Consider the following 25,524-nt stretch of genomic DNA (forward strand, 5'->3'; position numbering starts at 1 on the left):
GGCAGAAAAGCGCAATGCAAATCGGGGCCGGTTGCGGACCATGGCCGCTAGATTCGCCCGCTCAATATCAGCCAGGCAGAAAGCGCATTGAGCGCGCTATAAAATCCGTATGCCCATACCAGCCCCTCCCAGCCATTGGCGGCAAGCAGCATGGCTGCGAGCAGAACCAGAAACTCCGCCACCAATGTCAGCCGTCCGCCAAGCGATTGGACAAAGCCCGGCATCTGCCCAACCAGCGGATGTCCGCTATCGAGCACCGCCTGATGCAAGGCGAAATTACCCACGCCAAGAAAGAACATGATCGAAAGCGCCAGAATCATGAATGACAGTATGGCGTAATCGCACGTCGGTTGAAATGCGCGCTTTGTCGGGGTGACTTGACCATCGGTCATCCTGCGCGTCGTCAATCGACCATCGGCAATAGGTTGGTCGACCACCAGATGACCGCCCGGCATTGGTGCCCTATCTCTCTAACACAGCAAGGCGGATGACTTACCCCGCTCTTTCAAAAGAGAGTTCGAACCCCGACGAACGCCGCCGCCCTTGCCAGCAGGAGAGAAACCATGAAGTCCCTAGCAATTGCCACTGCCGCCCTTGGCCTCATTATGACCACTTCCCCGGCGCTTGCCGACCCGCAAGAGCGAGTGTCTCAGAACGTCAGCATCGCTGGTATCGATCTGGACACGGCCGAGGGTCAGCGGATGCTCGAACAGCGGATTGACCGCGCCGCGCGCGAAGTCTGCCGCGTCAATCATATCAACACCGGCACCCGCATTCCAAGCCATGCAGCGCGCGAATGCGCTGCCAAGGCCCGCGGCAGCGCGCGGCAGCAGGTCGCCGCAATCATCGAAAACCAGCGGCGCGGCGGTTAAACTGCGTTCAAACCCTGCGCCCATGAAAAGCGCAGACATTGCGGCTCGAACCCTTTCCAGTCCCTGGGGTTCGGGCCGCTTTTTTGTCAGATCCGGCGGAATTGCGGGGGTTGGCGCGGCGATTCAGCGGCCCGCCATCGCCTTTACCCGCGAAAGATAGGTCCGCCCGATCCGCAGCGCCTCGCCATTTTGCAGCTCTGCCGACCACACGCCCAGCCCGTCATGGCGCAGCCCGCGAATATTGTCGCGCCGCAGGATTGTCGACCGGTGTATGCGGATGAATTGTTCAGGATCGAGCCGGGCTTCCAAACCGGCGATGGTTTGCAGTAGCAGGTAAGAGCGCGCCGTTTCACCGGTTTCGCCCTGATCGCCCACATGCAGGCGCACATAATCACGCTCGGCATCGATTTGATGAACGCTGCTGACAGCAATCCGCAGCAATTCAGAACGGTGCGGCACCCATAGCTCGTCGAGCCATTTGCCCGGCGCGGGTTTGCGGTCTCCGCGCCGCGAAACCGCTCTTTCGATGGCCCGTTCGAGCCGGTCCGCCGACACCGGTTTCAGAACATAGTCGATCGCCTCCAGATCAAAGGCCTCGACGGCAAAATGATCATGCGCAGTGACAAAAATGACCGCTGGCGGGTTGCGTTGCTCGGAATATTTGCGCGCGACACCCAAGCCATCCAGTTCGGGCATGGTCATGTCCAGCAGCACCAGATCGGGCTCCAGCTTTTCGGTCAGCCGCAACGCCGCCGCGCCGTCGCTGGCGGTCCCGACCACTTGAATGGCGGGGAGCTCGGCGCAAATTACCTGAATGCGCTCCACCGCGAGCGGCTCGTCATCGACGATCAGGGTGCGGAGCGGGGGAAGTTCAGTGCCGGTTTCAGTCATGGCGCGCCTATGGGTCAATTCTTCATCGGTCTGGAAAGCGGGATGCGCATTTCAGATTTGTATCCCCCCGGAATCGGCCCGGATGCAAATGTAACGTCTGAGCCAAAGCGGGCCTCAAGCCGGTCGCGCACATTGGCAAGACCAATGCCAAAGCCATGCGCCGCACCTTCGGGCACCCCGGGGCCATCATCGCTGACGGTCACGACCAAACGATCAAATTCCTCGCGCGCGGCCACCGTGATTTTGATCTGTCTTGTTACGGCAGATACCGCATATTTGACCGAGTTCTCGATCAAAGGTTGCAGGATCATCCCGGGTATGCGGGCCTCTTCAAGACCCTCGGGCAGGTCAAACTCGCAACGCAGCCGTTCGGGAAAGCGCACAGCTTCAATATCGAGATAGAGTTTTTGCAGGTCAAATTCGTCGACCAGATAAACATCGCTGGTCGGTTCATCGGCCAGACTGTGGCGATAAAAGCGGCTGATCGTCTGGATCATCTTCTCGGCCCGGTCGGCCTTGCCGGTTAACACCAGCGCAGACAGCGAATTGAGCGTGTTGAACAGGAAATGCGGGTTCACCTGATACCGCAATGAGCGCAGCTCAGCCGCCTTGGCTGCGGAACGGAATTGCTGTTCGCGCCTTTCGGCGGCCCGCGCCTGAACCCCGGCGAGCAAGGCAAAATAGGTTGAGGCCCACGCAAGCAGGAGGAAATAGCGACCCAGCGCAATTTCCAGCACCGCCTTCCAGCTGTCCTCGCGCATTTCAGCGGGCGCGACGATCAGCGATTCGGACACTTGCGGCATGCCCGAGCCATCCGGGTTTGGCGCCTTGACCTGAACGCCTTCGGGCAGATCGAACAGCAAATTTCCCTCGTCATCGAAACGAAAGCCGCGCTCTTCGACGTATCTCTGTTCCAGCTCGGCCTGAAGATCCTGAAACGCATATTGATTGATGTGCCCGATGGAAATCGCCACCGGAATGGCAAACAAGCCCGCCGCCGTGATCTTGACCCACAAGGCCTGCCGATCGACCAGCCGCAGCAGCGCCCACAGCACCAATGTCAACGCAATGCCGGCGATCGTCACCAGCACCCGCCGGACGGCCATCTCCCACTGCATGTCGAGGTCAAGGATATAGCTGCGTGCGGTTATGAGCACAAAATACGTCGCCCACAGCACAACCATCGACATCAGCACCGTGCGGAACGGCACGCTGATTGGACCTGAATTGACCGGCGCAGACGCTGCGGCTGTGGTGCTGTAATCTGTCATCGACCCGTCAAATAGCGACTTGCGCGCGAAAGCGCCAACCGGTCGTCGGTCAGGAAACCCGCTTGGTCGAATGGGCGGCCCCTGTAGCAGGGCAATAGGGCCGCCCGATTGCGCTTAATCCCTTGGCTTGATCATATCTGCAGGAACCACCCATTCCGCAAACTGCGCTTCGGTCAAAAGCCCCAGTTCGAGCGCCGCTTGCTTAAGCGTGGTGCCTTCTGCGTGGGCTTTCTTGGCGATCTTGGCCGCATTGTCATAGCCGATATGCGGATTGAGCGCGGTGACCAGCATCAGGCTTTCATTCATCAGTTGATCGATCCGCGCCGTGTTTGCTTCGATCCCGACCACGCAATTATCAGTGAAGCTGCGCGCCGCATCGCTGAGCAAGCGAATCGACTGGAGCACAGCGTTGATCATCACCGGCTTGAACACGTTAAGCTCCAGATGGCCGTGCGATCCGGCGACACTAACGGTCGTGTTGTTGCCCATCACCTGCGCGCACACCATGGTCAGCGCCTCGCACTGGGTCGGATTGACCTTGCCCGGCATGATCGAGGAACCCGGCTCGTTGGCGGGCAGAGCAATTTCTCCCAGGCCAGAGCGCGGCCCCGATCCCAGCAAGCGGATATCATTGGCAATCTTCATCGAGGAAACTGCAACCGTGTTGAGCGCGCCGGACAGTTCAACCAGAGCATCATGCGCCGCAAGCGATTCAAATTTATTCGGCGCGGTGACGAAATCATGCCCGGTTATCGCCGCAACATGTTCGGCAAATTTCTCGGCAAAGCCAGCCTTTGAATTGATCCCGGTTCCAACCGCAGTGCCGCCCTGTGCCAGTTCAAGCACCCGCGGCATTGCGCTTTTCAGCCGGGCGATCCCGTATTCGATCTGCTTTGCATAGCCGGAAAACTCCTGACCCAAAGTGAGCGGCGTCGCGTCCTGCAAATGGGTCCGGCCGATCTTGACGATGTGGGCATAGGCCTGCGCCTTCGAATCCAGCGCAGCGTGCAGATGGGTCAGCGCCGGGATCAACCGGTCAATCGTTTCACTGGCGGCAGCAATATGCATCGCTGTGGGGAAAGTGTCGTTGGAACTTTGCCCCATATTGCAATGATCGTTGGGATGGACTGGCGACTTGCCGCCATGCTGGCCGGTCAGGATCTGGTTCGCGCGGCTGGCGATCACTTCATTGGCATTCATGTTGGACTGCGTGCCCGAACCGGTCTGCCATACGCTCAGCGGGAATTGATCGGAAAGTGTGCCATCAACAACCTCGGCGGCGGCGGCCACGATGGCATCGCCCAGCTTTGGCTCGAGCACGCCAAGATCCATATTCGCCTTCGCCGCCGATTGTTTCTGAATCCCCAGCGCTCGGATCAGCGGCGCAGGCATCGTTTCTGTGCCAATCGCAAAATTGGCAATGCTGCGCTGGCTTTGCGCACCCCAATGCGCCGCCGCCGGAACGGCCACTTCACCGAGCGAGTCGGTTTCGATGCGCACCTCACCCAAGGCGCCAAAATATTGCCCATCGTTATGGACTGTGCCCGCTGCACCGCTTTTTCCAATGTCACTCATCGAAGCCCTCCTGGTATCGGTCGAAACTGGGTCCCGGTCCCCCAGCTGCCTCCTTATGACGCCGCCCGGTAGCACGTCAAAGGGAAGCTGCGCGATCAGGGCAGCAAAACGCTTGGAAGTGTCACTCGCGGTAGCTAGGAAGGGTTGACGGACTGTATTGCAATACTAATACAGTCTCTCAGGATACGCATTGGGCAGCATGACATTATGAGCAATTTGACAATGACGCGCGATACCGCCCCAGCACGAAAGGCGATGATTGACAGCCAGTTGCGCACCAGCGGCGTGAATGAAGAATTTGTGCTGGCGCGGATGATGGCTGTCCCGCGTGAGGAATTTCTGCCCGAAGACAAGGTCGGGCTCGCCTATATCGACCGCTCGATTGCCTTGTCTGACAGCGCACACCTTGCTGCGCCGCTGTTCTATGGCAAACTCCTGCTCGAAGCAGCGCCGCTCCCCTCGGACCGCGCGCTGGTGGTCGAAGCGGGAACCGGATACCTGGCCGAATTGCTGCGCCCGCTTGTTGGCGAAGTTACTGTGGTAGGCGCCCGCGATGCGGCGGCAGGAAAGCTTCCGAATGAGACGTTTTCTCTGGTGCTGGTTGATGGCGCGATGGAACAGCTGCCAGAGGCGCTTGCCAGTAAGGTTGAAGACGGTGGCAGGGTCGTATCAGGTGTTTTACTGCGCCAGGTGACACGGCTTGCTGCTGGCCGCAGGATTGCCGGGCAAGTGGCGCTGCAACCGGTCGAGGACCTCGGAATCCCCGTTCTTAGCGCCTTTGACGCGCCGAAAAGCTGGACGTTTTAATGCAGAACCGAGGTCGCCTGTTGGGTTCCGTCAAGGCCGCATCCTGTCTCGGCGCGCTCGCTCTCGGAGGGCTGGCAGGCTCTGCGCAGGCAGAGACTCTGCGTGAGGCGCTCGTCGCGGTGTACAACACCAACCCCACGATAGAGGGTGCCCGCGCCTCGCAGCGGGCCACCGATGAAGACGTGCAAATTCAACGCGCTCAGGGCCTTCCCAGGGTCGACGCCACCGCCACCCATATCGAATTTCTGCGGCGGTCTACCAATTCCTTCACCGCTCCAGAACGCAATCTGGGGGTTAATGCGCAATTGCAGGTTCCGGTCTATTCCGGGGGCGCGGTGCGCAATGGCATCAACGCCGCGCAAGAACGCGTGGCAGCAGGGCAGGCAGATTTGCGCGGCACCGAAAGCGCCGTCTTCAGCCAGGCTGTAGCGGCCTATATGGACGTGCTGCGCACCGAGGCTCTGGCTGAGCTTTCGGCAAATCAGGTCGAAGTGTTGCGCGTAACTTACGAATCCACCAGCGACCGTTTTGAGATTGGTGATCTGACGCGAACCGATGTTGCTCAGGCGCAATCCCGATTGGCACTTGCGGAGGGCGATTTGCGCACCGCCTATGCCAATCTCGTCAATGCGCGCGAGACCTATGTTCAATTGATTGGACGCGCGCCCATGGGGCTGGAAGCGCCACCGCCACTGCCCGGCTTACCCGAAACCGTCGGGACAGCAGTCGTAACTGCGTTAGAGAACAACCCGGACCTGATCGCTGCAAAGGAACGCGCTGATGCGGCCGGCTACGATTACGAGGTCGCAGGCGCCGGCCGGTTGCCGACAATCGGTTTTTTCGCGAATTACGACTACAGCGATTTTTTTGGTACGCTGGGTGGGCCGGTGGCCTCGACATTCAGCCAGAGTGAAACAACCGCCAATGCCGGTGTTCGCGTGACCATCCCGCTGTTTCAGGGTGGTTTGCCAGCCGCGCGTCAACGACAAGCTGGGGCGCGCGAATCGGCGGCGTTGGAACAGGTGATTCTGACGGAGCGCAGCGTGATTGCGCAGACCCGGTCTGCCTATTCGAATTGGGAAGCGTCCAATGCGGTGATCCAAAGCTCTCAGGTGGCTGTTGCAGCAGCAGAGCTTAGCCTCGAAGGAGTGCGGGCAGAGAATTCGATCGGAAACCGCACCATTATCGATGTGCTCAATGCCGAGCAGGAATTGCTGTCCGCTCGGGCGCAGCTCGTTACCGCGCGGCGCAACGCCTATGTCGCCGGTTTCACATTGCTCGCCGCGATGGGCAAAGCTGAGGCGCGCGATCTCAACCTTGATACAGGCGGCCCGCTGTATGACCCGCAAGTCAATTTTGACCGGGTTGATGGCCGGATTTGGGACTGGGACCGCGACCCTGAGCCTTCGGCAAATTCTACCAGAACCGTTGACATTGAGGCTTCCGAGGCTTTGATTGGCCCCGTATTGGAGCCTGAGGATCCGCGCCAATAGCGCGATTCGCAATGGTTAACGCGCAGAGCGGGGGCAGGGTTTTGGCGAATAATAGCGAAGCATCGGTCGAAGAGATTCTTGAATCGATCAAAAAAGTGATCGCCCGCGACAATCGCGATTCGGCGATGGCGGCGCGCCAACGCCGGGTCGAGGCTGCAGAGGAATTGGATCGCATGCCGCCCAATCCGTCTGAACCCCTTGATCTGGAAGACGCGGAAGAGGTGCTCGACCTTGCAGAGATGGAACTTTCGGAAGTCGTCGACATGGATGATGACGCTGACGTGCCGCTGATCAAGGAAGAAGTGCGCGGCGCAATGCAGGAAAACCTCGCGGCACTGGCGATGCTTGCGGAACCCGGCGCTCGGCCACAAATCGTGCGCTCGGGCGAAACTTCGCTCGAAGGGATGACCCGCGAATTGCTGCGCCCGATGCTGGCAGAATGGCTCGACAAGAACCTCCCCGGCATGGTTGAAAAGATGGTGCAGGCTGAAATCGCCCGGATTGCCGGCAAACGCGGCTGAATCCTGATCGCCAATTGCAACAGCGATGCGATGGTTTCGCTGGCAACAGCACTGAACACCGGTTAACGATCCGATTATGGGTTGGAACACACTAAGAGCTGCATTTTTTGCCGCAGCGTCGCTGATCGTCTGCGCCCCGCTTGCCGCCGATGATCATTCGGAAACCGCGCAGAACGATGCCCCGCCCGGCGTTGAAAAAGCGCCGATGACTGCGCGCGATCTTATCACAATGCTGCGTCTGGGCGCGCCGACGACCAGCCCGTTCGGGCGTTATGCCGTCTATTCGGTAACGCGCACCGATGCCGAAACGCTCAAACGTTCGCCTGTCCATTACCTGCTGGACCTCGCGGTGCCCGGTGCCGACCCGGTTGAGATCAATCTGGGTATCTCTGGCTCTGCGCTCAGTTTTGGGCCGGACAATTTCCTGTATTTCCTCAGCAATGAACATTTGGATGAAAGCGCGACTGAGCAGACCCGCGTCTGGCGGGTCGCGCTAGAGGGGAACGGCAATGTCACCGGGCCCCTGCTGGTCGCCGATATTGCGGGGACTGATATCGCCGGGTTCAAGATCGCCCCTAGCGGCGATAAGATCGCGCTGTGGTCTGAGATCGCCCGTGATTGCGAACGCTTCGGATGCGAACCAGAGCCAGAGCAGCCCGGATCAGGTCGCCTTTATGAAGGGGATGCCGGTTTTTATCGCCACTGGGATCGCTGGATCACGCCCGGCGTGTTCAACCGGGTTTTCGTTTTCGGCCTCGAAGATGGTCAAGTCGCTGGTGACGGCGTCCCGGTCGACGGCGGTTCGTCGCGAGGAGCGATTACCGGCAACACCCCAACCATGCCATTTGGCGGAGGCGAGGACATTGCCTGGGCTCCTGATGGCTCTGGCCTCTATTTCGTGACGCGCGAAGCGGGAGCGGATGAAGCAACCTCGACCGATCTCGATATCTATTGGTCCGATCTTTCGGGCGACGCACCGACCGGATTGACTGCGGCCAACACTGCGCATGATTCGTCTCCCGCACCTTCGCCCGATGGCAAATATCTGGCCTACCTCGCCATGGCGCGGCCCGGCTACGAATCGGACCGGCTGGTGGTGCAATTGCGCAATCTGGATACAGGCGAAACGCGCGCTTTGACGCAAGACACCGATCTTTCGTTTGGCGGACTTGCATGGAACGCGGACGGAACGCATTTGCTTGCCACTGCAGCGCATGTCCTTGATACGCCTGCGTTCCAGATTGACCCGGTATCGGGAGAAGTGACCGAACTCGATCTGATACCCGGTAATGAGGCGCATATTGGCAACCTCACCCCCTTGCCCGGGGGACGCCTGCTTTTCACACGCGATTCGATTGGCGCACCAGCCGAACTTTACCTTGCGTCGGGGGAGGGCCGTGCCCGCCCGCTGACCGATGTCGTCACCAGCAAAATGGGTGAGATGGCCTCCACCATGACCCGCCGGTTCAGCTTTGCCGGAGCGGCGGGCGACACGGTGTGGGGTCAGATTACCCGTCTGGAGAACCAGGAAGGACCCATTCCCGCGATCCTATACATCCATGGCGGGCCGCAGGGCTCGTTCAACGACGGCTGGTCAACACGCTGGAACCCGCGGGTGCTCGCCAGCCAAGGTTACGCTGTGATCTCGGTCGATTTTCACGGATCTGCCGGATATGGGCAAGCGTTCATGGATTCGATCAACCGCGACTGGGGCGGTAAACCGCTCGAAGATTTGCAGAGGGGTCTCGCCGCGGCGCTGGAACTGGACCCGCAGATCGACGGATCGCGCGCCTGTGCGATGGGGGCTAGTTACGGCGGATATATGGTCAACTGGATCGCCGGACAATGGGCCGACCGGTTCGATTGCATCGTTCAGCATGACGGCCTGTTCGATATGCGCAGCATGTATTATTCGACAGAGGAATTGTGGTTCCCGCGTTGGGATTTCGGCGGCTCCTACATGGAAGCGCGCGAGACTTATGAGCGTTGGAACCCGGTCAACCATGTCGATAATTGGCGCACCCCCATGCTGGTGATTACCGGAGAGCGCGATTTCCGGGTGCCTTACACGCAGGGTCTGCAAAGCTTCACCGCCTTGCAGGAACGCGGCATTCCCTCGCAATTGCTGGTGTTTCCGGATGAAAACCACTGGGTGCTGGGCGCTGCAAACTCGTTGCAATGGCATGGCACCGTATTTGCCTGGCTCGATCGCTGGTTGCAGCAAGAGCTTGTCACCGAACCATGAGCTATGAGGATTTGCAGGCGGCAAAGGCTGCGCAGACAAAGAAATATGGCAGCGGTGAAGGCGGGGTCAAACGCCACATTTTTCTTTGCGCTGTGTCCGAAAAACAGAAATGCTGCTCCCGCGAGGAAGGGGCGGTTGCTTGGCAATTTCTCAAGGATCGCCTCAAAGAGCGCGGTCTGGTCGGACCCAAACGGTCAGCGCAGCACCCACGCGGTCCGGGCGGCGGGATACAGCGGTCAAAAGCGGATTGCCTGCAAATCTGTTCGGCCGGACCGATTGCCGTCGTATGGCCCGACGGCGTCTGGTACCATTCATGCCGCCCTGATGTTCTCGAACGGATAATCGAAGAGCACCTGATCGGCGGAAATGTCGTCGAAGAATATCGCCTGAGCGCTCGTCCCGCAGTCTAGCTAATCCTTGTCCTTATCCTTAGGTGACCAGAGATCATCGGCGCTGGGAAGGCGATTATCAACCGATGCGTCATGCCCTGTTCCGTTGGAAAGAAACGCCAGACCCATCAACCCGCCACCAAGCAGCATGGTGAAACTGATCCCCAGCGCCGCGGCAATGTAGAAATGCACCGAAATCGCGCCATTGAATGCATAAAGCAGCCCGACAGCGATCAGCACGGTTGCGACCGTTACTGCCATCAGGATTTTCATGATTCGCCGGTAGCGTGCCCAGGCGTGCGCAGCATTTTCTGGGTCATCGAGGGGGGATTTCTTGACCATGACGTTCACATGCGCATCCCTTCTTCGCTTGGCAATGGGCAAGATACGCAGCAGGTCAGCAATAAGAAGCAAATCACGGGTTCCGACGGCAGGACTCGCCTTTTTGGACGATTGATGGCATTTTCATCGCTCGAGAGAGAGGAACGCCAACATGACCATTGCCAAGATAATTGGTAACCGGGATCCTTCCGACGTTTTTTCCTGCGATGTGACAACGCCTGTTGCCGAAGCTGTCAGGCTGCTCGCAGGAAAACGGATCGGTGCCTTGCCCGTGATGCGTGATGGGCAGGTTGCCGGGATCGTATCAGAACGCGACATCATCTACCGACTTGCCGAAAAGGGCAGCCAGTGCCTTGACCTGACAGTCGAAGCGATCATGACCTCGCCGGCGATTACGGTTGAACCGAGCACAAGGATTGATGATGCGCTGGCGCTGATGACGCGCCGCCGGTTCCGGCATTTCCCGGTGGTTGATGGCGGAAAACTTGTTGCCTTCATCTCCATTGGTGATCTGGTGAAGAACAAAATAGATGAAGTTGAACACGAAGCCGCCGCCTTGCGCGATTACATCCAAACCGCGTGACACCTTGAGGATCGATGTCGTTGATCCTAAATCGCTGATATGGCTGAAACGATGATCCAGAATCTGACCCTGACACCGGCGGCGGCGAAACGCATTGCTTGGATTGCTGAAAAGCAAGCCAAGCCTGCCATCCTGCGGCTATCGGTCGAAGGGGGTGGCTGTTCCGGCTTTCAGTATAAATTCGACCTCGCCGATGCGACGGAGAGTGACGACAGCGTCAGCGAAACCGACGGGGTAAAGCTGGCAGTCGATCCGATCAGCCTCGATCTGGTCGGCGGTAGCACCGTCGATTTTGTCGAATCGCTGGGCGGGGCGGCCTTCCGGGTTGAAAATCCCAATGCGGCGGCAGGCTGCGGCTGCGGATCAAGCTTCGGGATTTAAAGCGTTTTTGGGCTGACCCAAGCTTCCAATGGACGCACGCCGCTTCATCCTGCATGGATGGGGCATGAAAATCGCCACCTACAATATCAATGGTACCAAAGCGCGTCTGCCGCGGCTTAAGGAATGGCTTTCGGAAACGCGGCCAGCGGTCGCCTGTCTTCAGGAAACCAAATGTCAGGACCACGATTTTCCTGCCCAGGAATTTGCAGAGCTGGGTTATCAAGCAATCTGGCACGGCCAGAAGAGCTTTAATGGCGTCGCAATTCTCGTTGATTCTAAGGCCGGTTACAGCGTGCAGGAAGTACGGCGCGGCTTGGGCATTGATGGCCCAAAAGACGGAGAAGGCGAGCAGGCGCGCTATCTCGAAGCAGACATTACCAAGGATGATCGCGCGGTTCGAATAGTTTGCATCTATCTTCCCAATGGCAATCCGCATCCCGGTCCGAAATTCGACTACAAGATCGCCTGGATGGGCAAGCTGCGATCTCGGTTGTCGGCAATCTGGGCTGAAGAGGTCCCGGCTGCTGTCTTAGGCGACTATAATGTGATTCCAGAGGATGACGATGTCTATGCCGTCAAAGCCATGGCAGATGATGCATTGATGCAGCCCGAATCGCGCTCCGCCTACGCGCGGCTGATTGCAGATGGGTGGACCGATGCGCTGCGCACCCACAACCCTCGCGGGGGGGTATGGACCTATTGGGATTATCAGGCAGGCGCCTGGCAACGCGATCATGGCTTTCGGATCGACCACATCTTGCTTTCCCCAGAACTTGCCGACCGCCTTCAAGCGGTTGGGGTTGATCGTGACCATCGCGGGCGGGAGAAGGCCAGCGATCACGCACCAACTTGGGCGGTGCTGCGCGCCTGAAACTGGCGCTCGTGCAAAAAAGCCCCCACCCTGTCGGGCAGGGGCTCTTTCACGGTCTGATCAGTCTTCAACGATAGAAGACATGCGTGTCGATCTGCGCAAGCCGGGTCTTGGCCCTGCTCCACCGCGGACTGACATGGGTCGCATGGAAATAGACGGCATCAGATGCTTCGGATTCCCACAGGCCTTCGTGCGCAATGCGCGCAACCGCCTTGGCCCGGTTCCATGCTTGGGAGGATGTGTTGATATTCGGCATCTGGCCGCCGCGCACGAAGGAAAACTGCGAACGCTGGTACACAACGCCGCAGTAACTCGCGGGCCAGCGGCGATCTTCGGAACGATTGATGATGACCTGTGCGACCGCCAGCTGTCCGGCCAGCGGTTCACCGCGCGATTCAAAATAAACCGCACCAGCCAGGCAGCGCATCTGTTCAGTCAATTCTTTCTGATCATCGACCATGCCAACCAATTCATGCAGCGACGAAGCGTTGACCGCCGCAGGGGCAAGGTCGCTTTGATCCTCTTTGGGAAGCGGCTGAACCACTTCGCGGGACACAAAGGCTGGCTGCTCGGGGACTATTTCGGCCACTTCAGGGGCGGCGAGTGCCGCCTCGGATTGCGCGGCCGGGATTGCGGCGGCGTCTTGGGCGATGGCTTCTGAGCCATCGGCACTGGAGAAACTCAAACTTGCGGTCGCAACAATCGCGGCCGCGCTAAGAGAGTAAGTCTTGCGACTCATAGACAATTACTATTTGTGCGGTGAGCGAGCTCCGTCACAGGCTGGGACACGCCGCGATGGTTCGCGGGGATAGAGGGTGGTCCAATCTGGCCTGTCGGCTGCCCCCCGTCTGCGTGCCAATCAAGCGACCGAATTGCCGCTGCATTGGCCTCCGCGTCTGGAAGCAGCGCGGCAAATAGTCGCAAAGGGGACTAGGTCAAGTTAATGCGGCAGAAGTGCGATGAACCGTTCCGCATCGGCGACGTCCACCTCCAAAATCCAGATATCAGGGTCCTGACGCTTCCGTCGCTCAAGGTAATCAAAAAATTCTTTTGGTTTTTCAATGTCTTCTGATTTCGTTGCAACGAATGGTCGGCTTCCATCCAATTGCGGCATTCTTTCAAATAGCCGCGCGTCCCTGCCGCGACACATGCTTACAATTAACACCGTCCCGGCATCGCGCTCACCCTTGGCAAGCACCATGGCGCTGCCCCCATGCGATTCGGCAAGGCGGATCAGGCTTGAAACTTCTAGATGTGCAGGCAGTCGCGTGGTCATCAGCGTGGATTAGGAGGACGCATGTCAGGCCCACATCACATCGAATAACCGGGCAAGCTGGAAAGTGCGATCCGTGATCGCATGAAAGTGCCGGTGCCGCGGCCGATCTCATCGCCCGCCTCATCAATCAGCCGGGCTTCGGCAACAAGAACACGGCGCCTGCCACTGATCCAGCGACCTTCGGCAATGACTTCGCCTTTGCGCACAGGCTTCGTAAAGTGGAGATTAAAGCTGGTAGTGAGCAGAAACCGGTCGGTCATCAATGTATTTGCGGCATAAAAGGCCGCGTCGTCCAGCATCTTGAAATAGATCGTCCCATGCGCCGCCCCCGCAGCATGATAGACGTCTCGCGTGACGAGAAAGGTCAGGCGCGATTGCCCTTCGCCAGTGATTTCCAGCTTCGAGTTGAAAACGGAATTGACCGGTGCGGTCGCATAAAGCCGCTCCAGAGCCCGATAATGCAGGTCTGCTCCTGCTTGTTCAGGCGGCATCGCGGAGGAATTGATTGGTAAGGACTGCAAACATCGCCTCTGCATCGGGCGCGTCCAGCAATGCACTCAGCATCGCCTCATCACGCACCAGGCGGGAAATCGCCGCGAGGGCATGAAGGTGGGTTGCCCCAGCGCCTTCTGGTGAAACAAGGCCGAAAACCAGCGTAACAGGGATCGCGTCAGCCGATCTGAAATCAACTGGCCGCGTCAGCTTGAGCACTGCCATCGTTGGCCGTTTTACCGCATTGCTGCGGCAATGCGGAATCGCCACCCCGCGACCAAACCCGGTGCTGCCGAGTGCTTCGCGCTGCTCCAGCCCTTCGATTATTTCTTCAGCATCAAGGCCGTAGACGTCGGCGTATAGTGCCGAAAGCCGATGCAAGACTTCATGGCCCGTTTCCGCGCTGGCAAAGGCTACCGCTTCGGGCAAAATTGAAATGTTTACGTCCATTGCGAAATCGAAATCCCGATCAAATGTGGACTCCCAAGCATGCGAGACAATACTCGGTCAAGTGAGCCAAAATCAACACAACGCAGATGGTGCAATGCGCGCGACAGCACGGGTCCAGTCATACATGGGGGACCCACCTTGTTGCTCTACGGCTCCCTACCGTAGTCAGGTTTTTACGGTCCTAACGCGGTTCAACCCATCCGATTGATCCGTCTTCGCGGCGATAAACCATATTATGCCTGCCAGTGCCAGCATTTTTGAATAACAAAGCAGGCGTGTTGCGCAGATCGAGCATCATCACAGCATCCGCGACGCTGCCCTCGGGCACGTCGATGCTGGTTTCAGCGATGATCGGCGGTGCATCGGAAACAACTTCAACTTCGGGCTCTTCCACTGCAAAGATGGTGTAAGCGGCCTCTTCTTCAGCCCGCACTTGTGAAGCACGCTCATGATGATCGGTCAGCCGCCGCTTGTAGCGGCGCAGCTGCTTTTCGATCTTGGCAACCGAATCGTCGAGCGCAAGGTGGGCATCATGGGCAATTCCCTGAGCTTTCAGGATCATTCCATGGGTGACATGCGTGACTATGTCACAGGTAAAACTGCTGCCGGATTTTCCAAACGTTACTTGCGACGACAACGCCCGGTCGAAGTATTTTTCAACCGCTCCGCCGAGCCGATCAGCTGCGTGCTCTTGCAGCGCGGCGCCGGTGTCGACCTGATGTCCCGAAATACGGATGTCCATCGTCGTCTGTTCTCCTTCTATGTGAAACTAGTGGTCACCGTGTCCATACTGCGTTGTTAATTCCGGCCACGAATTCTGCATGACGCGCTAGCTCTTCGGCTGATGGGCTATGAAGACGCGGAGCGCGGCTGCGAACCGGCGCGGCTGCGCTGGTGAACGGATATCCGTCTGAGGATTTGCCCTCCGCCGGGTCAAGATTGGCGGGCACAGCCTCGGCGGAAAGTTCGAGACCGATCTGGCGTCCGCCCGTCAATTCGACATAGACCTGAGCAAGCAGTTCGGCGTCGAGCAGCGCGCCGTGCTTGACACGGTGGCTTCGATCCACGCCATAGCGCGAGCAAAGGGCATCGAGTGAGAGCTTGGCACCAGGGTGCTTTTTCCGGGCAATTGCCACGGTGTCGATCATCCGGTCCATGGCAATCGGGACACGCCCAATCCGGGTAAGTTCAGCATTCAGAAAACCGAAGTCAAACCCCGCATTGTGCGCAACCAATGGCGCATCGCCGAGAAATTCGAGCAACTCGCCAAATGTATCAGCAAACAACGGCTTGCTTGACAAGAATTTCGCAGACAAGCCATGCACCGCCTCAGCGGCAGCAGGCATATCGCGTTCGGGGTTGTAATAAGCGTGAAATGTCCGGCCGGTTTCAACCCGTCCGATCATCTCGACACACCCGATTTCTACCATCCGGTCCCCGGTTTTGGGGTCAAGGCCTGTCGTTTCCGTGTCGAAAATCACTTCCCGCATTTCGCAGGTTATTCACCCATGCGCGCATTAGCGCAAGAGGGGTGCGCGCGTATCACTGTTCTAGCGATCGGATAAAAGCGTCTCAATCAGCCGTTCCACCTGTTCCTGCGTCACTGACAAAGATGTGCCAGTGCCAATTATATAATCCGCCCGCTCACGTTTTTCCGCGTCAGGAATTTGCAAGGCAAGAATGTGTTCAAATTTCTCCGCACTCATGCCTGGTCGGGCCAGCACACGCTCCCGCTGCACATCTGCAGGGGCCGAAACCACAACGATCACATCAACAGCTGCATGTCCGCCGCGTTCGAACAGCAATGGGATATCGAACAGGATCAATGGGGCAGAAGCATGCTTGGCAAGAAAGCGGGCGCGGCGCTCGCCCACCGCCGGGTGCACAATCGCTTCGAGCGCGGCGAGTTTTTCAGGATCGGCAAAGACAATCTTGCCGAGCGCTTCGCGGTCGACCCCGTCGGGTCCGGTAGAACCGGGAAACACTGCCTCGATCGCGGCGTTCAATTCTCCGCCCAACCCCTGCATGGCGCGAACTTCGGCATCGGCATCGAAGACTGGGACACCGGCGCGCGCAAACATTGCCGCAACGGTCGATTTGCCCATACCGATAGAACCGGTGAGGCCGATTATGCGCTGGCCGCTCATGCTGTCAGAATCCGGCGCAGTTCATCATCGTGTTCGCGTGGGGCTGGCTGACCAAAGAACACCTCAAATGCTATCGCAGCCTGCCCGATCAGCATGGAAAGCCCGTCTATAGTGTGCAGGCCCTGATCTCGCGCAGCCTGCAAGAAGTGTGTCTCGTGCGGAGCTGTTACAATATCATAGGCAATGCTGCGCGGCGGCGCGTGGCTCCAGTCAAAGGCTAACAATGGCTGCCCTTGCATCCCCAATGACGAGGCGTTGACCACCAGGTCGAGGCAAGATTCGCGGTCGTCAAAGGGAAAGTCGGTCGGTTCTGCAAAATGCGCCAGATCAATCGCGTGGTGCTCCCCCTCCGGTGCAAGCTCATCAAGCAAAGCGCGTGCCTTTCCCGGATCGCGGCCCGCCAACACCAGCGTGAATCCTTGGCTTGCCAGCGCGGTGATGATCGCTCGCGCCGCACCGCCGGTTCCAAAAATTCGCGCCATTCGGAATAGGTGCGTTTTTCCAAGTGTGCCGGACAATGGCTCAAGGAAGCCTGCCGCATCGGTGTTGGTGCCGGTGAGCGAGCGGTCAAACGCGGGATAGACCGTGTTGACCGCGCCGATCGCTTCGGCGAGTGGTTCGACATTGTAAAGCAACGGTATTACCGCCTGTTTGTGCGGCATGGTGACATTGCATCCGCGCCACGCGAGGTCGGTCCGGCGCGCGGCTAGGTAATCAGCCAGTTCGTCAGCCTGAACATTGCAGGCGCGATATTCGGCGTCGATCCCAAGCCTGCCGAGCCAGAAGTTGTGGATCGCAGGCGATTTGGACTGTGCAATCGGATCACCGATCACCTCGGCATAGGGTTTCATGCGATCAACACCCCTTGCTCGCGCAGCGCGCTGAGCAGCGGCAGCAACGGCATCCCGAGCACAGTGAACTGATCTCCTTCAATGCTCTCGAACAATTGCACCCCAGGACCTTCGATCCGGAAAGCACCGACGGTGTGACTGATCGCGGGCCATTCAAGGCCAAGATAATGCGCGATAAAATCCTCCGACAAATCACGCACGAGCAATCGCGCAACGCTGGCATGGCTCCATTCGCAGCCCTCTCCGCGGACCAGGGCGGCAGCGCTGTGGAGTTCCAACGCCTTTCCGGAAAAGAACCGCAAATGTTCAGCGGCTTCATCGCGGTTCACCGGCTTGTCGAACCGGCGTCCACCCACCACGACCAGTGAATCGCTGCCAAGCACCAGCGCGGAAGGATATCGAACCGCCAATGCTGCGGCCTTGGCGACGCTTAACGCCTCAGCGATTTCGGGCGGAGTTGCGCCGCGCAAGTTATCTTCGACCGCCCGTTCATCAAGATCAGCAGGCATGGCGTCATAGTTCACGCCAGCGGCATCCAGCATCGCGCGGCGGGAAGCAGATTTTGAGGCAAGGATCAGGCGGGTTGGGTTGCGCTCTGCGCTCATATCGGTTTTGAAACTCCATCAACCGACCTGTCACGACGCTCACGCTCTTGCACGAGCCGGATGATCGCTGCCGCACTTTCCTCGATCGATCGGCGCGTGACATCAATCACCGGCCAACCATTGTCAGCGAACATCCGCCGAGCAAACTGAAGCTCCGCTTTGACCCTGTCATTGTCGACATAGGAGGTTTCCGTGCCTTCATTCAGAGACAGCAAGCGGTTGCGGCGAATCTGCACCAGTCGTTCGGGCGCAGTTGTAAGGCCAACGACCAGCGGGTGGCGCAGTCCGAACAGCGCTTTAGGAGGCGGGCTTTCAACGACCAGTGGTATGTTGGCGACTTTATAGCCGCGATTGGCGAGATAGATGCTGGTCGGGGTTTTTGAGCTGCGCGACACCCCGGCAAGGACAATGTCGGCTTCTTCCCAATCTTCATAGGCAATGCCGTCGTCATGCGCGATTGTGTACTGGATCGCTTCGACGCGCTTGAAGTAATCGGCATCCATTGCGTGTTGACGACCGGGCCGGCCATGCGCTTCCTGACCCAATTGCGATTCCAGCGCTGCGGTTACCTGATCCAGCACCGGCACTGCAGGCAGACCCAGTTGCCGGCAATGTTCCTCCAACCGGGACCGGGTTTCCGGATTGACGAGGGTAAACAGCACAAGCCCCGGATTTTCCACCAGATCGGGTACAATCCGGTCAAGATGCTGGCGGGATCGCACCATCGGCCAGAAATGGCGGCTCACCATAGGGTCATCGAACTGCGCCAATGCCGCTTTGGCAATCATCTCCAGCGTTTCACCGGTTGAATCCGATACAAGGTGAAGATTCAAACGGTTCATCGACTGATTCGGAAAATCTCGGTGATCGAAACGGAGCGTGTGGACAAGTGTGGCATAAACCACGGGAGGAAACAGCCGACAAGTCCGGGAGAGAATTTGCTGCCCACTGCCACCGATTTTCTCTGGCTACTTCTCGACAGGAGAACGCCGTTGTCGACAGGCTGGGAAGAGTGGGGATAGATCGCGCTTGACGGCGGATTCAAACGGAGTCGCGCAACTGTAAAAATCCACTCGCGCCGGGAAAGAATGGGCACAGGCGGGGAATTCCCGCTATCCACAGGGCCAACAGACTCCAACAACCCATTTATAATTATTCTTTATTTGTTTAGAGGAAAGCCATGCCTGGTCCATTGCTCGACACCCTGAAGGGTTCCGCTCAAGATATTCCTCCCGTTTGGCTGATGCGTCAAGCGGGCCGCTATCTTCCCGAATATCGCGAATTGCGCGCCGAGAAGGGCGGTTTCCTTGAGCTGGTCTATGACAGCGCGGCGGCGGCTGAGATTACCGTCCAACCGATCCGCCGGTTTGGTTTTGACGGGGCAATCCTGTTTTCCGATATTTTGATCGTTCCGCATGCGATGGGGCAGGGGTTGGAATTTCTCGCAGGCGAAGGGCCAAAGTTGAGCCCGACGTTGATCGAAGCGCAGCTTTCCGATTTCACCGCGTCCTTTGAACGGTTTGATCCGATCTACGAAACCTTGCGGCAAACCCGCAAGATGATCAGCGATTCTGTGACATTGCTGGGCTTTGCAGGCTCTCCTTGGACGGTGGCGACTTACATGATCGCAGGCGAGGGCTCCAAGGATCAGGGCCCCGCGCGATTGCTCGCTTACCGTGATCCGCAGCGGATGCAGGCGATCTGCGATGCTATTTCCGAAGTATCCATCACCTATTTGCGCGGACAGATCGATGCCGGTGCAGAAGCGGTGCAATTGTTTGACAGCTGGGCTGGCAGCCTTGCTCCCGATGAATTTGAACGCTGGGTTATCGCGCCCAATGCGAAAATTGCAGCGGCGCTTAAACAATCGCACCCGGATACGCCGGTGATCGGTTTTCCCAAGGGTGCGGGTGCCAAGCTTGCCGCCTATTCCCGCGAAACTGGCGTCGACGCAATTGGCCTGGACGAAACGCTTGATCCGGCATGGGCACATGCGGTTCTGCCTGAAGGCATGCCAGTGCAGGGCAACCTTGATCCGCTCTTGCTAGAGGCGGGCGGGCCTGCATTGCCGAAGCGTATCAGGGCCGTGATCGAGGCGTTCGAGGACCGGCCGCATGTTTTCAATCTGGGCCATGGGATAGGTCAGTTTACGCCGATCGATCATGTCGAGGCTTTGCTCCGCGCTGTCAGAGGGTGAAATTGCGCGGTTAATGGCAACGGGGAATATTGATGCAAGAAACTCTTCTGACAATTTATCCCTGGCTAAAGGTTGGCCATGTGGTCTTCATGGTGTTCTGGCTGGCGGGGCTCTTCATGTTGCCGCGGCAGTGCATTTACATGCTGGATCACGCAGCGGGTTCTGAAGGCGAAGCCAAATGGGCCGAGCGGATGGGCAAGCTGCGCAAGATTATCCTGACGCCCAGTCTGATAATTGTCTGGGTGTTGGGACTGACACTTGCCTATGCGCTGGACGCATTTCGCGGTGCAGGCTGGTTGCATGCTAAACTGATGCTGGTGATCGTGCTAAGCGGCTATCATGGCTGGTTGGTGGCGCAGACGAAAAAGATGGCGAGAGGCGAGCGACCGCTCACCGAAAAGGCGCTGCGTCTGATCGGTGAAGTGCCCGGTCTGCTGCTCGTGGTGATCGCGGTGCTGGTCTATGTCAGGCCATTCTAAGGCAAATTCGCGGTCCTATTTTTGCAATCGCTGATTGACCTTGCTGCGCGCAAAGCATAATTTGCAACTCTGATCGGCATTGGCCCTGCGGTATTTGCGGAGCCGGGTCTGCTTTCTCCAAGCCCAGTACCTTGCCGTCTCGATAAGTATTTTTATTTGGCGGAACGATAATTGTTCGGCCTGCCTGCGTCTAACGGGCTCCCTTTTTCGGGGAGCCACCCTCATCACCCATCTCTCGTTCTGGATTATTTTACCCATGCATCTCAAAGACTTGAAAGCACGGACCCCGGCTGAATTGGTCGCTATGGCGGAAGAGCTCGGCGTTGAGGGAGCCTCGACCATGCGGCGTCAGGATCTTTTGTTCAGCATCCTGCGCGAACTTGCCGAGGATGAGGAATACGAAGAGAAGATTATGGGGATCGGCACCATTGAGGTGCTGCAGGATGGCTTTGGCTTTTTGCGTTCCCCGGAAGCGAATTATCTGGCTGGGCCAGATGATATTTACGTCTCTCCCAACCAGATCCGCAAATGGGGGCTGCGCACCGGCGACACCGTAGAGGGAGAAATTCGTGCACCGAGGGGTGAGGAACGCTATTTTGCTCTGACGACGCTGAGCACGGTGAATTTCGAAGACCCTGATGCGGTGCGGATGCGCACCAATTTTGACAATCTGACACCGCTTTACCCCGATGAGAAGCTGTCGTTGGATACGCTTGACCCCACAGTGAAGGACAAGTCCGCGCGGGTGATCGACATCATCTCGCCGCAGGGCAAAGGTCAGCGTGCCCTGATCGTGGCGCCGCCGCGCACGGGTAAGACGGTGCTGCTGCAGAACATTGCCAAGGCAATCACCGACAACCACCCTGAGGTGTTCTTGCTGGTGCTGCTGGTCGATGAGCGGCCTGAAGAAGTCACCGATATGCAGCGCAGTGTGAAGGGTGAAGTGATATCTTCAACCTTTGATGAACCCGCTAACCGCCACGTCCAAGTTGCGGAAATGGTTATCGAAAAGGCCAAGCGACTGGTTGAACACAAGCATGACGTTGTCATCCTGCTTGATTCCATCACGCGCCTCGGCCGGGCATACAACACTGTCGTGCCAAGTTCGGGCAAGGTGCTTACCGGCGGTGTCGATGCGAATGCGCTCCAGCGGCCGAAGCGCTTTTTCGGTGCTGCTCGCAACATCGAGGAGGGCGGATCGCTGTCGATCATCGCCACTGCGTTGATCGACACTGGCAGCCGCATGGACGAGGTGATCTTTGAGGAGTTCAAAGGCACCGGTAACTCGGAGATCGTGCTCGACCGCAAGGTTTCGGACAAGCGCATCTTCCCGGCTCTCGATGTCGGCAAGTCTGGCACCCGCAAGGAGGAATTGTTGGTCGAGAAGGACAAGCTTTCCAAAATGTGGGTCCTGCGCCGCATCCTGATGCAGATGGGCACCATAGATGCGATGGAATTCCTGCTGGATAAAATGAAGGATTCCAAGACCAACGAAGATTTCTTTGACACGATGAATCAGTAGAGAACCGGCTCATCAAGGGGAGGGGCGCGAATGCTCAGCCAGTATCTTTACATCAGCACCGCACCAAATTTGTCGCGTGACGAAATGGATGCGATTCTGGCGACCAGCGCCCGCAATAATCCTGCGCGCGGCTTCACCGGTTTGTTGCTCTATAACGGTCGCAATTTCCTTCAGCTGCTTGAAGGTGAAGCCGAGGCGCTCGACGCATTGATGTCCCGTATCAGCAACGACCCGCGGCACAACGGCGTCTCCGTGCTCCACAATTCCAGGATTGAAGATCGCACCTGCCCGCAATGGGCGATGAAGCGCGTGATAATCTCCGAAAGTATCGCCAATCGTAAGCAGTTGCTGGAACAGGATCTCCCCGAAGGTCTTGATAAGGATGTGCGAAAAATGATTCTCAATTTCGCAGTTCTGAATTGATTTCGATCAGCCGGGCACCGCTTTTTGACGTTCGAGCTGTGCGGCCATCATCTCCCAAACCTTGTTGATCGCCTTTAGGGGCCGCACCATCACCTTGAATTCCGTGATCAATCCGTCTTGATCGAAGGTGATCATGTCGATCCCGTTGATCTGGACACTGTCGATTTCGGTTTCGAATTCAAGCACAACCCGGTGATCGCCGACGACTTCACCGACATAGCGAAATGATTTGTTGCCGAGTGTCTGGCCTGCTGCGGAGAGGTAGGCGACCACTATGGGCTTACCCACTTGCGGAGTATGGACCACCGGGGAGTGAAACACCGCGTCTTCGTGAATGATTGCAGCAAGGTCGTCTGGCTTGCTGCCATGTGCGGCAACTTCGTGCCAGCGATCTAGCGCGGTGTGGCTGTCCATTGTTTTAGCCCAGATGCCTAGCGAAGAACGCTGAAGTTCTGCCATCGGCAAGACTGGCCGCAGCTTCGTCTCGGCGATTACCAATTTCGGTTGCGAAACCGTGATTTAGGCCCTCGTAATCGTAAAGGGTTACTTTGGGGTGATCGTCCAGTCCGGCGTGCATGGCAGCCTGTGTTTCCGGCCCGACAAAACCGTCCTTTGTGGGAATGTGGAGTAACACCGGGTTGGCGATCGCTTGCTTTTCTTCGAGCAAGCCGTCGATCCCGACTCCATAATAGCCAACGCTTGCATCGATATCGGTGCGCGCTGCGGTCATGAATGCAAGCCGGCCACCAAGGCAGTATCCAACGCATCCCACCTTGCTTGTGCCTTCGGCGGCTCGCACGTGGTTGATAGTTGCTTGAATGTCTCGGATCCCCGCGTCCTGGTTGAACTTCCCCATCCAATCAAGTGCTTGATGAAACTCAGGCTCAACATCCGGGTCGAGCTCGATTCCGGGCTTTAAGCGCCAGAACAGGTCCGGTGCGATGGCAATATACCCCTCAGCGGCGAACTTGTCGCATTTTTGGCGGATGCCGTCGTTCACGCCGAAGATTTCCTGAATGACAACAATTGCCCCTTTAAGCGGGCCTTTGCTACGCGCGACATAAGCGCCGAATTGGGCATCACCTTCAAGAGTTGGGATTGCAGTGTTTAGGGACATCAGGGCACCTCGCTTGCATTGTGTGGTCGCGCGCAGTCCTAACTATTGCCTTGCCCGCTTGCCAAGCCCAAATGGATAGAGAGACAGGAGCGTACGCCATGAAGATCAATATTGAAATTGAGTGCACCCCCGAGGAGGCTCGGAGCTTTATGGGGCTTCCCGACGTGAGTCCGGCGAACAGCATCTATGTCGAAAATATAGCCAAAGCCATGAAGGGCGTCAGCAGCCCCGATCAATTGCAGGAATACGCTCAGGCGCTGGCGCCAATGGGGCAGGTCGGTATGAAATTGTTCCAAAGTTTTATGGAAAGCGGAATGCGGTCTGCCGCAGGTGCTGCTTCTCCAAAAGGCAGCTCGAAGCCTGCGCCGAACGATGGGACCAACGATTGAGTAACGGCGGGGTTTGAGGGTAGCTGCTCGCCATGCTTTCAGAATCGTCAACAATTTTTGCCGTGTCGAGCGGCGCTGCACCAGCGGCAATCGGTGTTATCCGGATCAGCGGACCGGCCGCAGGACGATCCTTGCAACAGCTCGCCGGAAGGGATTTTGTCCCGCGCCACGCCACTGTTGCCAAATTGCGCGGCGCATCGGGTGAAACGCTCGATGAGGCATTGGTGCTGTGGTTCCCCGGCCCATCCTCGGCGACAGGCGAAGATTGCGCGGAGCTGCATTGCCACGGCGGCAGGGCAGTTCTTGGCGCGGTCTGTGCGGCTCTTGCAGCCTGCGATGGCCTACGCCCGGCTGAGGCAGGGGAGTTTACCCGCAGGGCCTTTGCCAACGGGTGCATTGATTTGGCAGAGGCCGAAGGTCTTGCTGATCTGCTGGCAGCGGAGACGGAATTGCAGCGCGCAGCAGCGGTTGCCAATGCGACAGGTGTGCTTTCAGGTAAGGTCGAGCAATGGCGCACCGCACTTCTCGAATTGTCAGCGCAGTTAGAGGCTTTACTCGATTTTTCGGACGAGGATGATGTGGGGCAGTTGCCCGAAAGTTTCACGTGGAACATTGAGTACCTGGCGCGAGAAATTGCGACGTTCCTTGACCGGCCACGAAGTGACAAGCTCAGGGAAGGCTTCAGAGTGGTTTTGGCAGGACCACCGAATTCTGGAAAATCTACTCTCTTCAACGTTTTAGTAGAAAGTGAGGCGGCCATCACCTCACCCATTCCGGGCACGACGCGTGATGTGATTGAACGTTCTGTGGGGATAATGGGGGTACCCTTCACTTTTGTCGACACGGCCGGTCTGCGTGATCAGGGTGCTGAATCCATTGAAGCGATCGGGATTGAACGCGCTTTGGGGGAATTTTCAAAGGCCGATGTGATTCTCTGGCTTGGTAACGAAGGGGTAGGTCCACCAAGTGGCTGGGAAATCTCTGCTCGGATCGACACGGAGGATTGCTTGCCGAAGGATGCTCCGCGTCACCGTGTTTCGGCCGTGACCGGGGAGGGACTCCAGGGTCTCCTTCACGACTTGGTTGGCGCGGCGCGTGTTGCAATGCCAAAGCCGGGCGACGCCGCCCTGAATGCGCGCCAATCGCTGCGCCTGAGTGAGGCGCGAGCGGGACTCGATGCGGCAATGGGGCAGACCGACCTGCTGCTGATTGGCGAGGAACTGCGCCGGGTGCGCTTGGCGTTCGATCGACTGATTGGCCGCGCAACCACAGAAGACATGCTTGATTCGTTGTTCGGCAGATTTTGCATAGGCAAGTGATCGGGGTTATCTCGTG

At 58.0% G+C, this 25,524-nt stretch carries 32 protein-coding genes; 15 read left to right on the forward strand and 17 right to left on the reverse strand.

Annotated features, from left to right (window positions below):
* Positions 1–47: 47 nt before the first annotated feature.
* Complete coding sequence (locus ACM64M_RS00935) at positions 48–437, reverse strand: hypothetical protein (protein WP_416226765.1); 390 nt, start codon at positions 435–437, stop codon at positions 48–50.
* Between the two features lie 126 nt (positions 438–563).
* Between ACM64M_RS00935 and ACM64M_RS00940 the strand changes: the two genes are divergently transcribed.
* Positions 564–872 (forward strand): UrcA family protein, encoded by a 309-nt coding sequence (locus ACM64M_RS00940; RefSeq protein WP_416226766.1) that lies wholly within the window; start codon positions 564–566, stop codon positions 870–872.
* Positions 873–995: 123 nt separating this feature from the next.
* Here ACM64M_RS00940 and ACM64M_RS00945 read toward each other — a convergent pair whose 3' ends face one another.
* From ACM64M_RS00945 to fumC, 3 genes are all read right to left on the reverse strand, one after another.
* Complete coding sequence (locus ACM64M_RS00945; RefSeq protein WP_416226767.1) at positions 996–1,763, reverse strand: LytR/AlgR family response regulator transcription factor; 768 nt, start codon at positions 1,761–1,763, stop codon at positions 996–998.
* A 14-nt stretch (positions 1,764–1,777) separates the two neighbouring features.
* Entirely contained in the window at positions 1,778–3,034 is a 1,257-nt protein-coding gene (locus ACM64M_RS00950) for a sensor histidine kinase (protein WP_416226768.1), read from the reverse strand.
* Between the two features lie 114 nt (positions 3,035–3,148).
* Positions 3,149–4,543 (reverse strand): class II fumarate hydratase, encoded by a 1,395-nt coding sequence (gene fumC, locus ACM64M_RS00955; protein WP_416227333.1) that lies wholly within the window; start codon positions 4,541–4,543, stop codon positions 3,149–3,151.
* Positions 4,544–4,864: 321 nt separating this feature from the next.
* Between fumC and ACM64M_RS00960 the strand changes: the two genes are divergently transcribed.
* From ACM64M_RS00960 to ACM64M_RS00980, 5 genes are all read left to right on the forward strand, one after another.
* Positions 4,865–5,416, forward strand: coding sequence for a protein-L-isoaspartate O-methyltransferase family protein (locus ACM64M_RS00960; RefSeq protein WP_416226769.1), 552 nt, complete (start codon positions 4,865–4,867; stop codon positions 5,414–5,416).
* Positions 5,416–6,909: a TolC family outer membrane protein gene (locus ACM64M_RS00965; protein WP_416226770.1), complete on the forward strand. Its 1,494-nt coding sequence runs from the start codon at positions 5,416–5,418 to the stop codon at positions 6,907–6,909. The genes ACM64M_RS00960 and ACM64M_RS00965 overlap by 1 nt, the downstream gene beginning before the upstream one ends.
* A 41-nt stretch (positions 6,910–6,950) precedes the next feature.
* Positions 6,951–7,430: a DUF2497 domain-containing protein gene (locus ACM64M_RS00970; protein ID WP_416226771.1), complete on the forward strand. Its 480-nt coding sequence runs from the start codon at positions 6,951–6,953 to the stop codon at positions 7,428–7,430.
* A 76-nt stretch (positions 7,431–7,506) separates the two neighbouring features.
* Entirely contained in the window at positions 7,507–9,675 is a 2,169-nt protein-coding gene (locus tag ACM64M_RS00975; RefSeq protein ID WP_416226772.1) for a prolyl oligopeptidase family serine peptidase, read from the forward strand.
* Positions 9,672–10,085: a (2Fe-2S) ferredoxin domain-containing protein gene (locus tag ACM64M_RS00980; RefSeq protein WP_416226773.1), complete on the forward strand. Its 414-nt coding sequence runs from the start codon at positions 9,672–9,674 to the stop codon at positions 10,083–10,085. The genes ACM64M_RS00975 and ACM64M_RS00980 overlap by 4 nt, the downstream gene beginning before the upstream one ends.
* On the opposite strand, the gene ACM64M_RS00985 is transcribed toward ACM64M_RS00980, so the two are convergent.
* The gene (locus ACM64M_RS00985) at positions 10,086–10,337 is read right to left on the reverse strand and encodes a hypothetical protein (protein ID WP_416226774.1); all 252 of its coding nucleotides are present in this window, start codon (positions 10,335–10,337) and stop codon (positions 10,086–10,088) included.
* 220 nt (positions 10,338–10,557) lie between these two features.
* Between ACM64M_RS00985 and ACM64M_RS00990 the strand changes: the two genes are divergently transcribed.
* The 3 genes from ACM64M_RS00990 (at position 10,558) to xth (ending at position 12,241) form a co-directional block, all read left to right on the forward strand.
* On the forward strand, positions 10,558–10,989 hold the full coding sequence (locus ACM64M_RS00990) for a CBS domain-containing protein (RefSeq protein WP_416226775.1): 432 nt from the start codon (positions 10,558–10,560) through the stop codon (positions 10,987–10,989).
* 51 nt (positions 10,990–11,040) lie between these two features.
* On the forward strand, positions 11,041–11,370 hold the full coding sequence (locus ACM64M_RS00995; protein WP_416227334.1) for a HesB/IscA family protein: 330 nt from the start codon (positions 11,041–11,043) through the stop codon (positions 11,368–11,370).
* 64 nt (positions 11,371–11,434) lie between these two features.
* On the forward strand, positions 11,435–12,241 hold the full coding sequence (gene xth / locus ACM64M_RS01000; RefSeq protein ID WP_416227335.1) for an exodeoxyribonuclease III: 807 nt from the start codon (positions 11,435–11,437) through the stop codon (positions 12,239–12,241).
* A 67-nt stretch (positions 12,242–12,308) separates the two neighbouring features.
* Here xth and ACM64M_RS01005 read toward each other — a convergent pair whose 3' ends face one another.
* The 10 genes from ACM64M_RS01005 to ACM64M_RS01050 all read right to left on the reverse strand — a co-directional run bounded on the left by ACM64M_RS01005 (position 12,309) and on the right by ACM64M_RS01050 (position 18,904).
* A complete protein-coding gene (locus ACM64M_RS01005) occupies positions 12,309–12,926 on the reverse strand; it encodes a cell wall hydrolase (protein ID WP_416226776.1) in 618 nt (205 codons plus the stop codon).
* 255 nt (positions 12,927–13,181) lie between these two features.
* Positions 13,182–13,517 carry a DUF1491 family protein gene (locus ACM64M_RS01010; RefSeq protein ID WP_416226777.1) on the reverse strand — a complete coding sequence of 112 codons (336 nt, stop codon included), beginning with the start codon at positions 13,515–13,517 and terminating at the stop codon, positions 13,182–13,184.
* 35 nt (positions 13,518–13,552) lie between these two features.
* Entirely contained in the window at positions 13,553–14,008 is a 456-nt protein-coding gene (locus ACM64M_RS01015) for a PaaI family thioesterase (protein ID WP_416226778.1), read from the reverse strand.
* Positions 13,998–14,459, reverse strand: coding sequence for a PTS sugar transporter subunit IIA (locus ACM64M_RS01020; protein WP_416226779.1), 462 nt, complete (start codon positions 14,457–14,459; stop codon positions 13,998–14,000). Before ACM64M_RS01020 ends, ACM64M_RS01015 begins: the two co-directional genes overlap by 11 nt.
* A 181-nt stretch (positions 14,460–14,640) precedes the next feature.
* Entirely contained in the window at positions 14,641–15,201 is a 561-nt protein-coding gene (gene hpf / locus ACM64M_RS01025; protein ID WP_416226780.1) for a ribosome hibernation-promoting factor, HPF/YfiA family, read from the reverse strand.
* 34 nt (positions 15,202–15,235) lie between these two features.
* Positions 15,236–15,949: a DNA polymerase III subunit epsilon gene (gene dnaQ / locus ACM64M_RS01030; protein ID WP_416226781.1), complete on the reverse strand. Its 714-nt coding sequence runs from the start codon at positions 15,947–15,949 to the stop codon at positions 15,236–15,238.
* 60 nt (positions 15,950–16,009) lie between these two features.
* The gene (gene coaE, locus ACM64M_RS01035) at positions 16,010–16,606 is read right to left on the reverse strand and encodes a dephospho-CoA kinase (RefSeq protein ID WP_416226782.1); all 597 of its coding nucleotides are present in this window, start codon (positions 16,604–16,606) and stop codon (positions 16,010–16,012) included.
* Positions 16,603–17,457 (reverse strand): shikimate dehydrogenase family protein, encoded by an 855-nt coding sequence (locus ACM64M_RS01040; RefSeq protein ID WP_416226783.1) that lies wholly within the window; start codon positions 17,455–17,457, stop codon positions 16,603–16,605. Before ACM64M_RS01040 ends, coaE begins: the two co-directional genes overlap by 4 nt.
* Entirely contained in the window at positions 17,454–18,062 is a 609-nt protein-coding gene (locus ACM64M_RS01045) for a Maf family protein (protein ID WP_416226784.1), read from the reverse strand. Before ACM64M_RS01045 ends, ACM64M_RS01040 begins: the two co-directional genes overlap by 4 nt.
* On the reverse strand, positions 18,059–18,904 hold the full coding sequence (locus ACM64M_RS01050) for a pyruvate, water dikinase regulatory protein (protein WP_416226785.1): 846 nt from the start codon (positions 18,902–18,904) through the stop codon (positions 18,059–18,061). The genes ACM64M_RS01045 and ACM64M_RS01050 overlap by 4 nt, the downstream gene beginning before the upstream one ends.
* A 338-nt stretch (positions 18,905–19,242) precedes the next feature.
* On the opposite strand from ACM64M_RS01050, the gene hemE reads away from it, so the two are divergent.
* The 4 genes from hemE (at position 19,243) to ACM64M_RS01070 (ending at position 22,683) form a co-directional block, all read left to right on the forward strand.
* Complete coding sequence (gene hemE / locus ACM64M_RS01055; protein ID WP_416226786.1) at positions 19,243–20,259, forward strand: uroporphyrinogen decarboxylase; 1,017 nt, start codon at positions 19,243–19,245, stop codon at positions 20,257–20,259.
* Positions 20,260–20,291: 32 nt separating this feature from the next.
* Positions 20,292–20,738 (forward strand): CopD family protein, encoded by a 447-nt coding sequence (locus ACM64M_RS01060; protein ID WP_416226787.1) that lies wholly within the window; start codon positions 20,292–20,294, stop codon positions 20,736–20,738.
* 256 nt (positions 20,739–20,994) lie between these two features.
* Positions 20,995–22,260 carry a transcription termination factor Rho gene (gene rho / locus ACM64M_RS01065; protein ID WP_416227336.1) on the forward strand — a complete coding sequence of 422 codons (1,266 nt, stop codon included), beginning with the start codon at positions 20,995–20,997 and terminating at the stop codon, positions 22,258–22,260.
* 30 nt (positions 22,261–22,290) lie between these two features.
* Positions 22,291–22,683, forward strand: coding sequence for a BLUF domain-containing protein (locus ACM64M_RS01070; RefSeq protein ID WP_416226788.1), 393 nt, complete (start codon positions 22,291–22,293; stop codon positions 22,681–22,683).
* 6 nt (positions 22,684–22,689) lie between these two features.
* Here ACM64M_RS01070 and ACM64M_RS01075 read toward each other — a convergent pair whose 3' ends face one another.
* Positions 22,690–23,097: a nuclear transport factor 2 family protein gene (locus ACM64M_RS01075; RefSeq protein WP_416226789.1), complete on the reverse strand. Its 408-nt coding sequence runs from the start codon at positions 23,095–23,097 to the stop codon at positions 22,690–22,692.
* A gap of 4 nt (positions 23,098–23,101) precedes the next feature.
* Positions 23,102–23,800, reverse strand: coding sequence for a dienelactone hydrolase family protein (locus ACM64M_RS01080; protein ID WP_416226790.1), 699 nt, complete (start codon positions 23,798–23,800; stop codon positions 23,102–23,104).
* Between the two features lie 98 nt (positions 23,801–23,898).
* Here ACM64M_RS01080 and ACM64M_RS01085 point away from each other — a divergent pair, with 98 nt between their 5' ends.
* Together ACM64M_RS01085 and mnmE are read left to right on the forward strand one after the other, a co-directional pair.
* Positions 23,899–24,189 (forward strand): DUF6489 family protein, encoded by a 291-nt coding sequence (locus ACM64M_RS01085; protein ID WP_416226791.1) that lies wholly within the window; start codon positions 23,899–23,901, stop codon positions 24,187–24,189.
* A gap of 32 nt (positions 24,190–24,221) precedes the next feature.
* Entirely contained in the window at positions 24,222–25,508 is a 1,287-nt protein-coding gene (mnmE, locus tag ACM64M_RS01090) for a tRNA uridine-5-carboxymethylaminomethyl(34) synthesis GTPase MnmE (RefSeq protein ID WP_416226792.1), read from the forward strand.
* The last annotated feature ends 16 nt before the right edge of the window (positions 25,509–25,524 follow it).

This window comes from Qipengyuania sp. ASV99, from assembly GCF_047872805.1.
Classification (GTDB): domain Bacteria; phylum Pseudomonadota; class Alphaproteobacteria; order Sphingomonadales; family Sphingomonadaceae; genus Erythrobacter.

Coding starts and splice junctions, on each gene's coding strand:
- ACM64M_RS01050 (WP_416226785.1), bottom strand. CDS start 18,904: ATGAACCGTTTGAATCTTCACCTTGTATCGGATTCAACCGGTGAAACG.
- ACM64M_RS01015 (WP_416226778.1), bottom strand. CDS start 14,008: ATGCCGCCTGAACAAGCAGGAGCAGACCTGCATTATCGGGCTCTGGAG.
- xth (WP_416227335.1), top strand. CDS start 11,435: ATGAAAATCGCCACCTACAATATCAATGGTACCAAAGCGCGTCTGCCG.
- ACM64M_RS00975 (WP_416226772.1), top strand. CDS start 7,507: ATGGGTTGGAACACACTAAGAGCTGCATTTTTTGCCGCAGCGTCGCTG.
- ACM64M_RS01075 (WP_416226789.1), bottom strand. CDS start 23,097: ATGGACAGCCACACCGCGCTAGATCGCTGGCACGAAGTTGCCGCACAT.
- hpf (WP_416226780.1), bottom strand. CDS start 15,201: ATGGACATCCGTATTTCGGGACATCAGGTCGACACCGGCGCCGCGCTG.
- ACM64M_RS01080 (WP_416226790.1), bottom strand. CDS start 23,800: ATGTCCCTAAACACTGCAATCCCAACTCTTGAAGGTGATGCCCAATTC.
- ACM64M_RS00990 (WP_416226775.1), top strand. CDS start 10,558: ATGACCATTGCCAAGATAATTGGTAACCGGGATCCTTCCGACGTTTTT.
- ACM64M_RS00985 (WP_416226774.1), bottom strand. CDS start 10,337: ATGAAAATCCTGATGGCAGTAACGGTCGCAACCGTGCTGATCGCTGTC.
- coaE (WP_416226782.1), bottom strand. CDS start 16,606: ATGAGCGGCCAGCGCATAATCGGCCTCACCGGTTCTATCGGTATGGGC.
- dnaQ (WP_416226781.1), bottom strand. CDS start 15,949: ATGCGGGAAGTGATTTTCGACACGGAAACGACAGGCCTTGACCCCAAA.
- ACM64M_RS01060 (WP_416226787.1), top strand. CDS start 20,292: ATGCAAGAAACTCTTCTGACAATTTATCCCTGGCTAAAGGTTGGCCAT.
- ACM64M_RS00995 (WP_416227334.1), top strand. CDS start 11,041: ATGATCCAGAATCTGACCCTGACACCGGCGGCGGCGAAACGCATTGCT.
- ACM64M_RS00945 (WP_416226767.1), bottom strand. CDS start 1,763: ATGACTGAAACCGGCACTGAACTTCCCCCGCTCCGCACCCTGATCGTC.
- ACM64M_RS01040 (WP_416226783.1), bottom strand. CDS start 17,457: ATGAAACCCTATGCCGAGGTGATCGGTGATCCGATTGCACAGTCCAAA.
- ACM64M_RS00960 (WP_416226769.1), top strand. CDS start 4,865: ATGATTGACAGCCAGTTGCGCACCAGCGGCGTGAATGAAGAATTTGTG.
- ACM64M_RS01070 (WP_416226788.1), top strand. CDS start 22,291: ATGCTCAGCCAGTATCTTTACATCAGCACCGCACCAAATTTGTCGCGT.
- ACM64M_RS01010 (WP_416226777.1), bottom strand. CDS start 13,517: ATGACCACGCGACTGCCTGCACATCTAGAAGTTTCAAGCCTGATCCGC.
- ACM64M_RS00940 (WP_416226766.1), top strand. CDS start 564: ATGAAGTCCCTAGCAATTGCCACTGCCGCCCTTGGCCTCATTATGACC.
- ACM64M_RS00950 (WP_416226768.1), bottom strand. CDS start 3,034: ATGACAGATTACAGCACCACAGCCGCAGCGTCTGCGCCGGTCAATTCA.
- ACM64M_RS00980 (WP_416226773.1), top strand. CDS start 9,672: ATGAGCTATGAGGATTTGCAGGCGGCAAAGGCTGCGCAGACAAAGAAA.
- mnmE (WP_416226792.1), top strand. CDS start 24,222: ATGCTTTCAGAATCGTCAACAATTTTTGCCGTGTCGAGCGGCGCTGCA.
- rho (WP_416227336.1), top strand. CDS start 20,995: ATGCATCTCAAAGACTTGAAAGCACGGACCCCGGCTGAATTGGTCGCT.
- ACM64M_RS01085 (WP_416226791.1), top strand. CDS start 23,899: ATGAAGATCAATATTGAAATTGAGTGCACCCCCGAGGAGGCTCGGAGC.
- ACM64M_RS01045 (WP_416226784.1), bottom strand. CDS start 18,062: ATGAGCGCAGAGCGCAACCCAACCCGCCTGATCCTTGCCTCAAAATCT.
- ACM64M_RS01020 (WP_416226779.1), bottom strand. CDS start 14,459: ATGGACGTAAACATTTCAATTTTGCCCGAAGCGGTAGCCTTTGCCAGC.
- hemE (WP_416226786.1), top strand. CDS start 19,243: ATGCCTGGTCCATTGCTCGACACCCTGAAGGGTTCCGCTCAAGATATT.
- ACM64M_RS00965 (WP_416226770.1), top strand. CDS start 5,416: ATGCAGAACCGAGGTCGCCTGTTGGGTTCCGTCAAGGCCGCATCCTGT.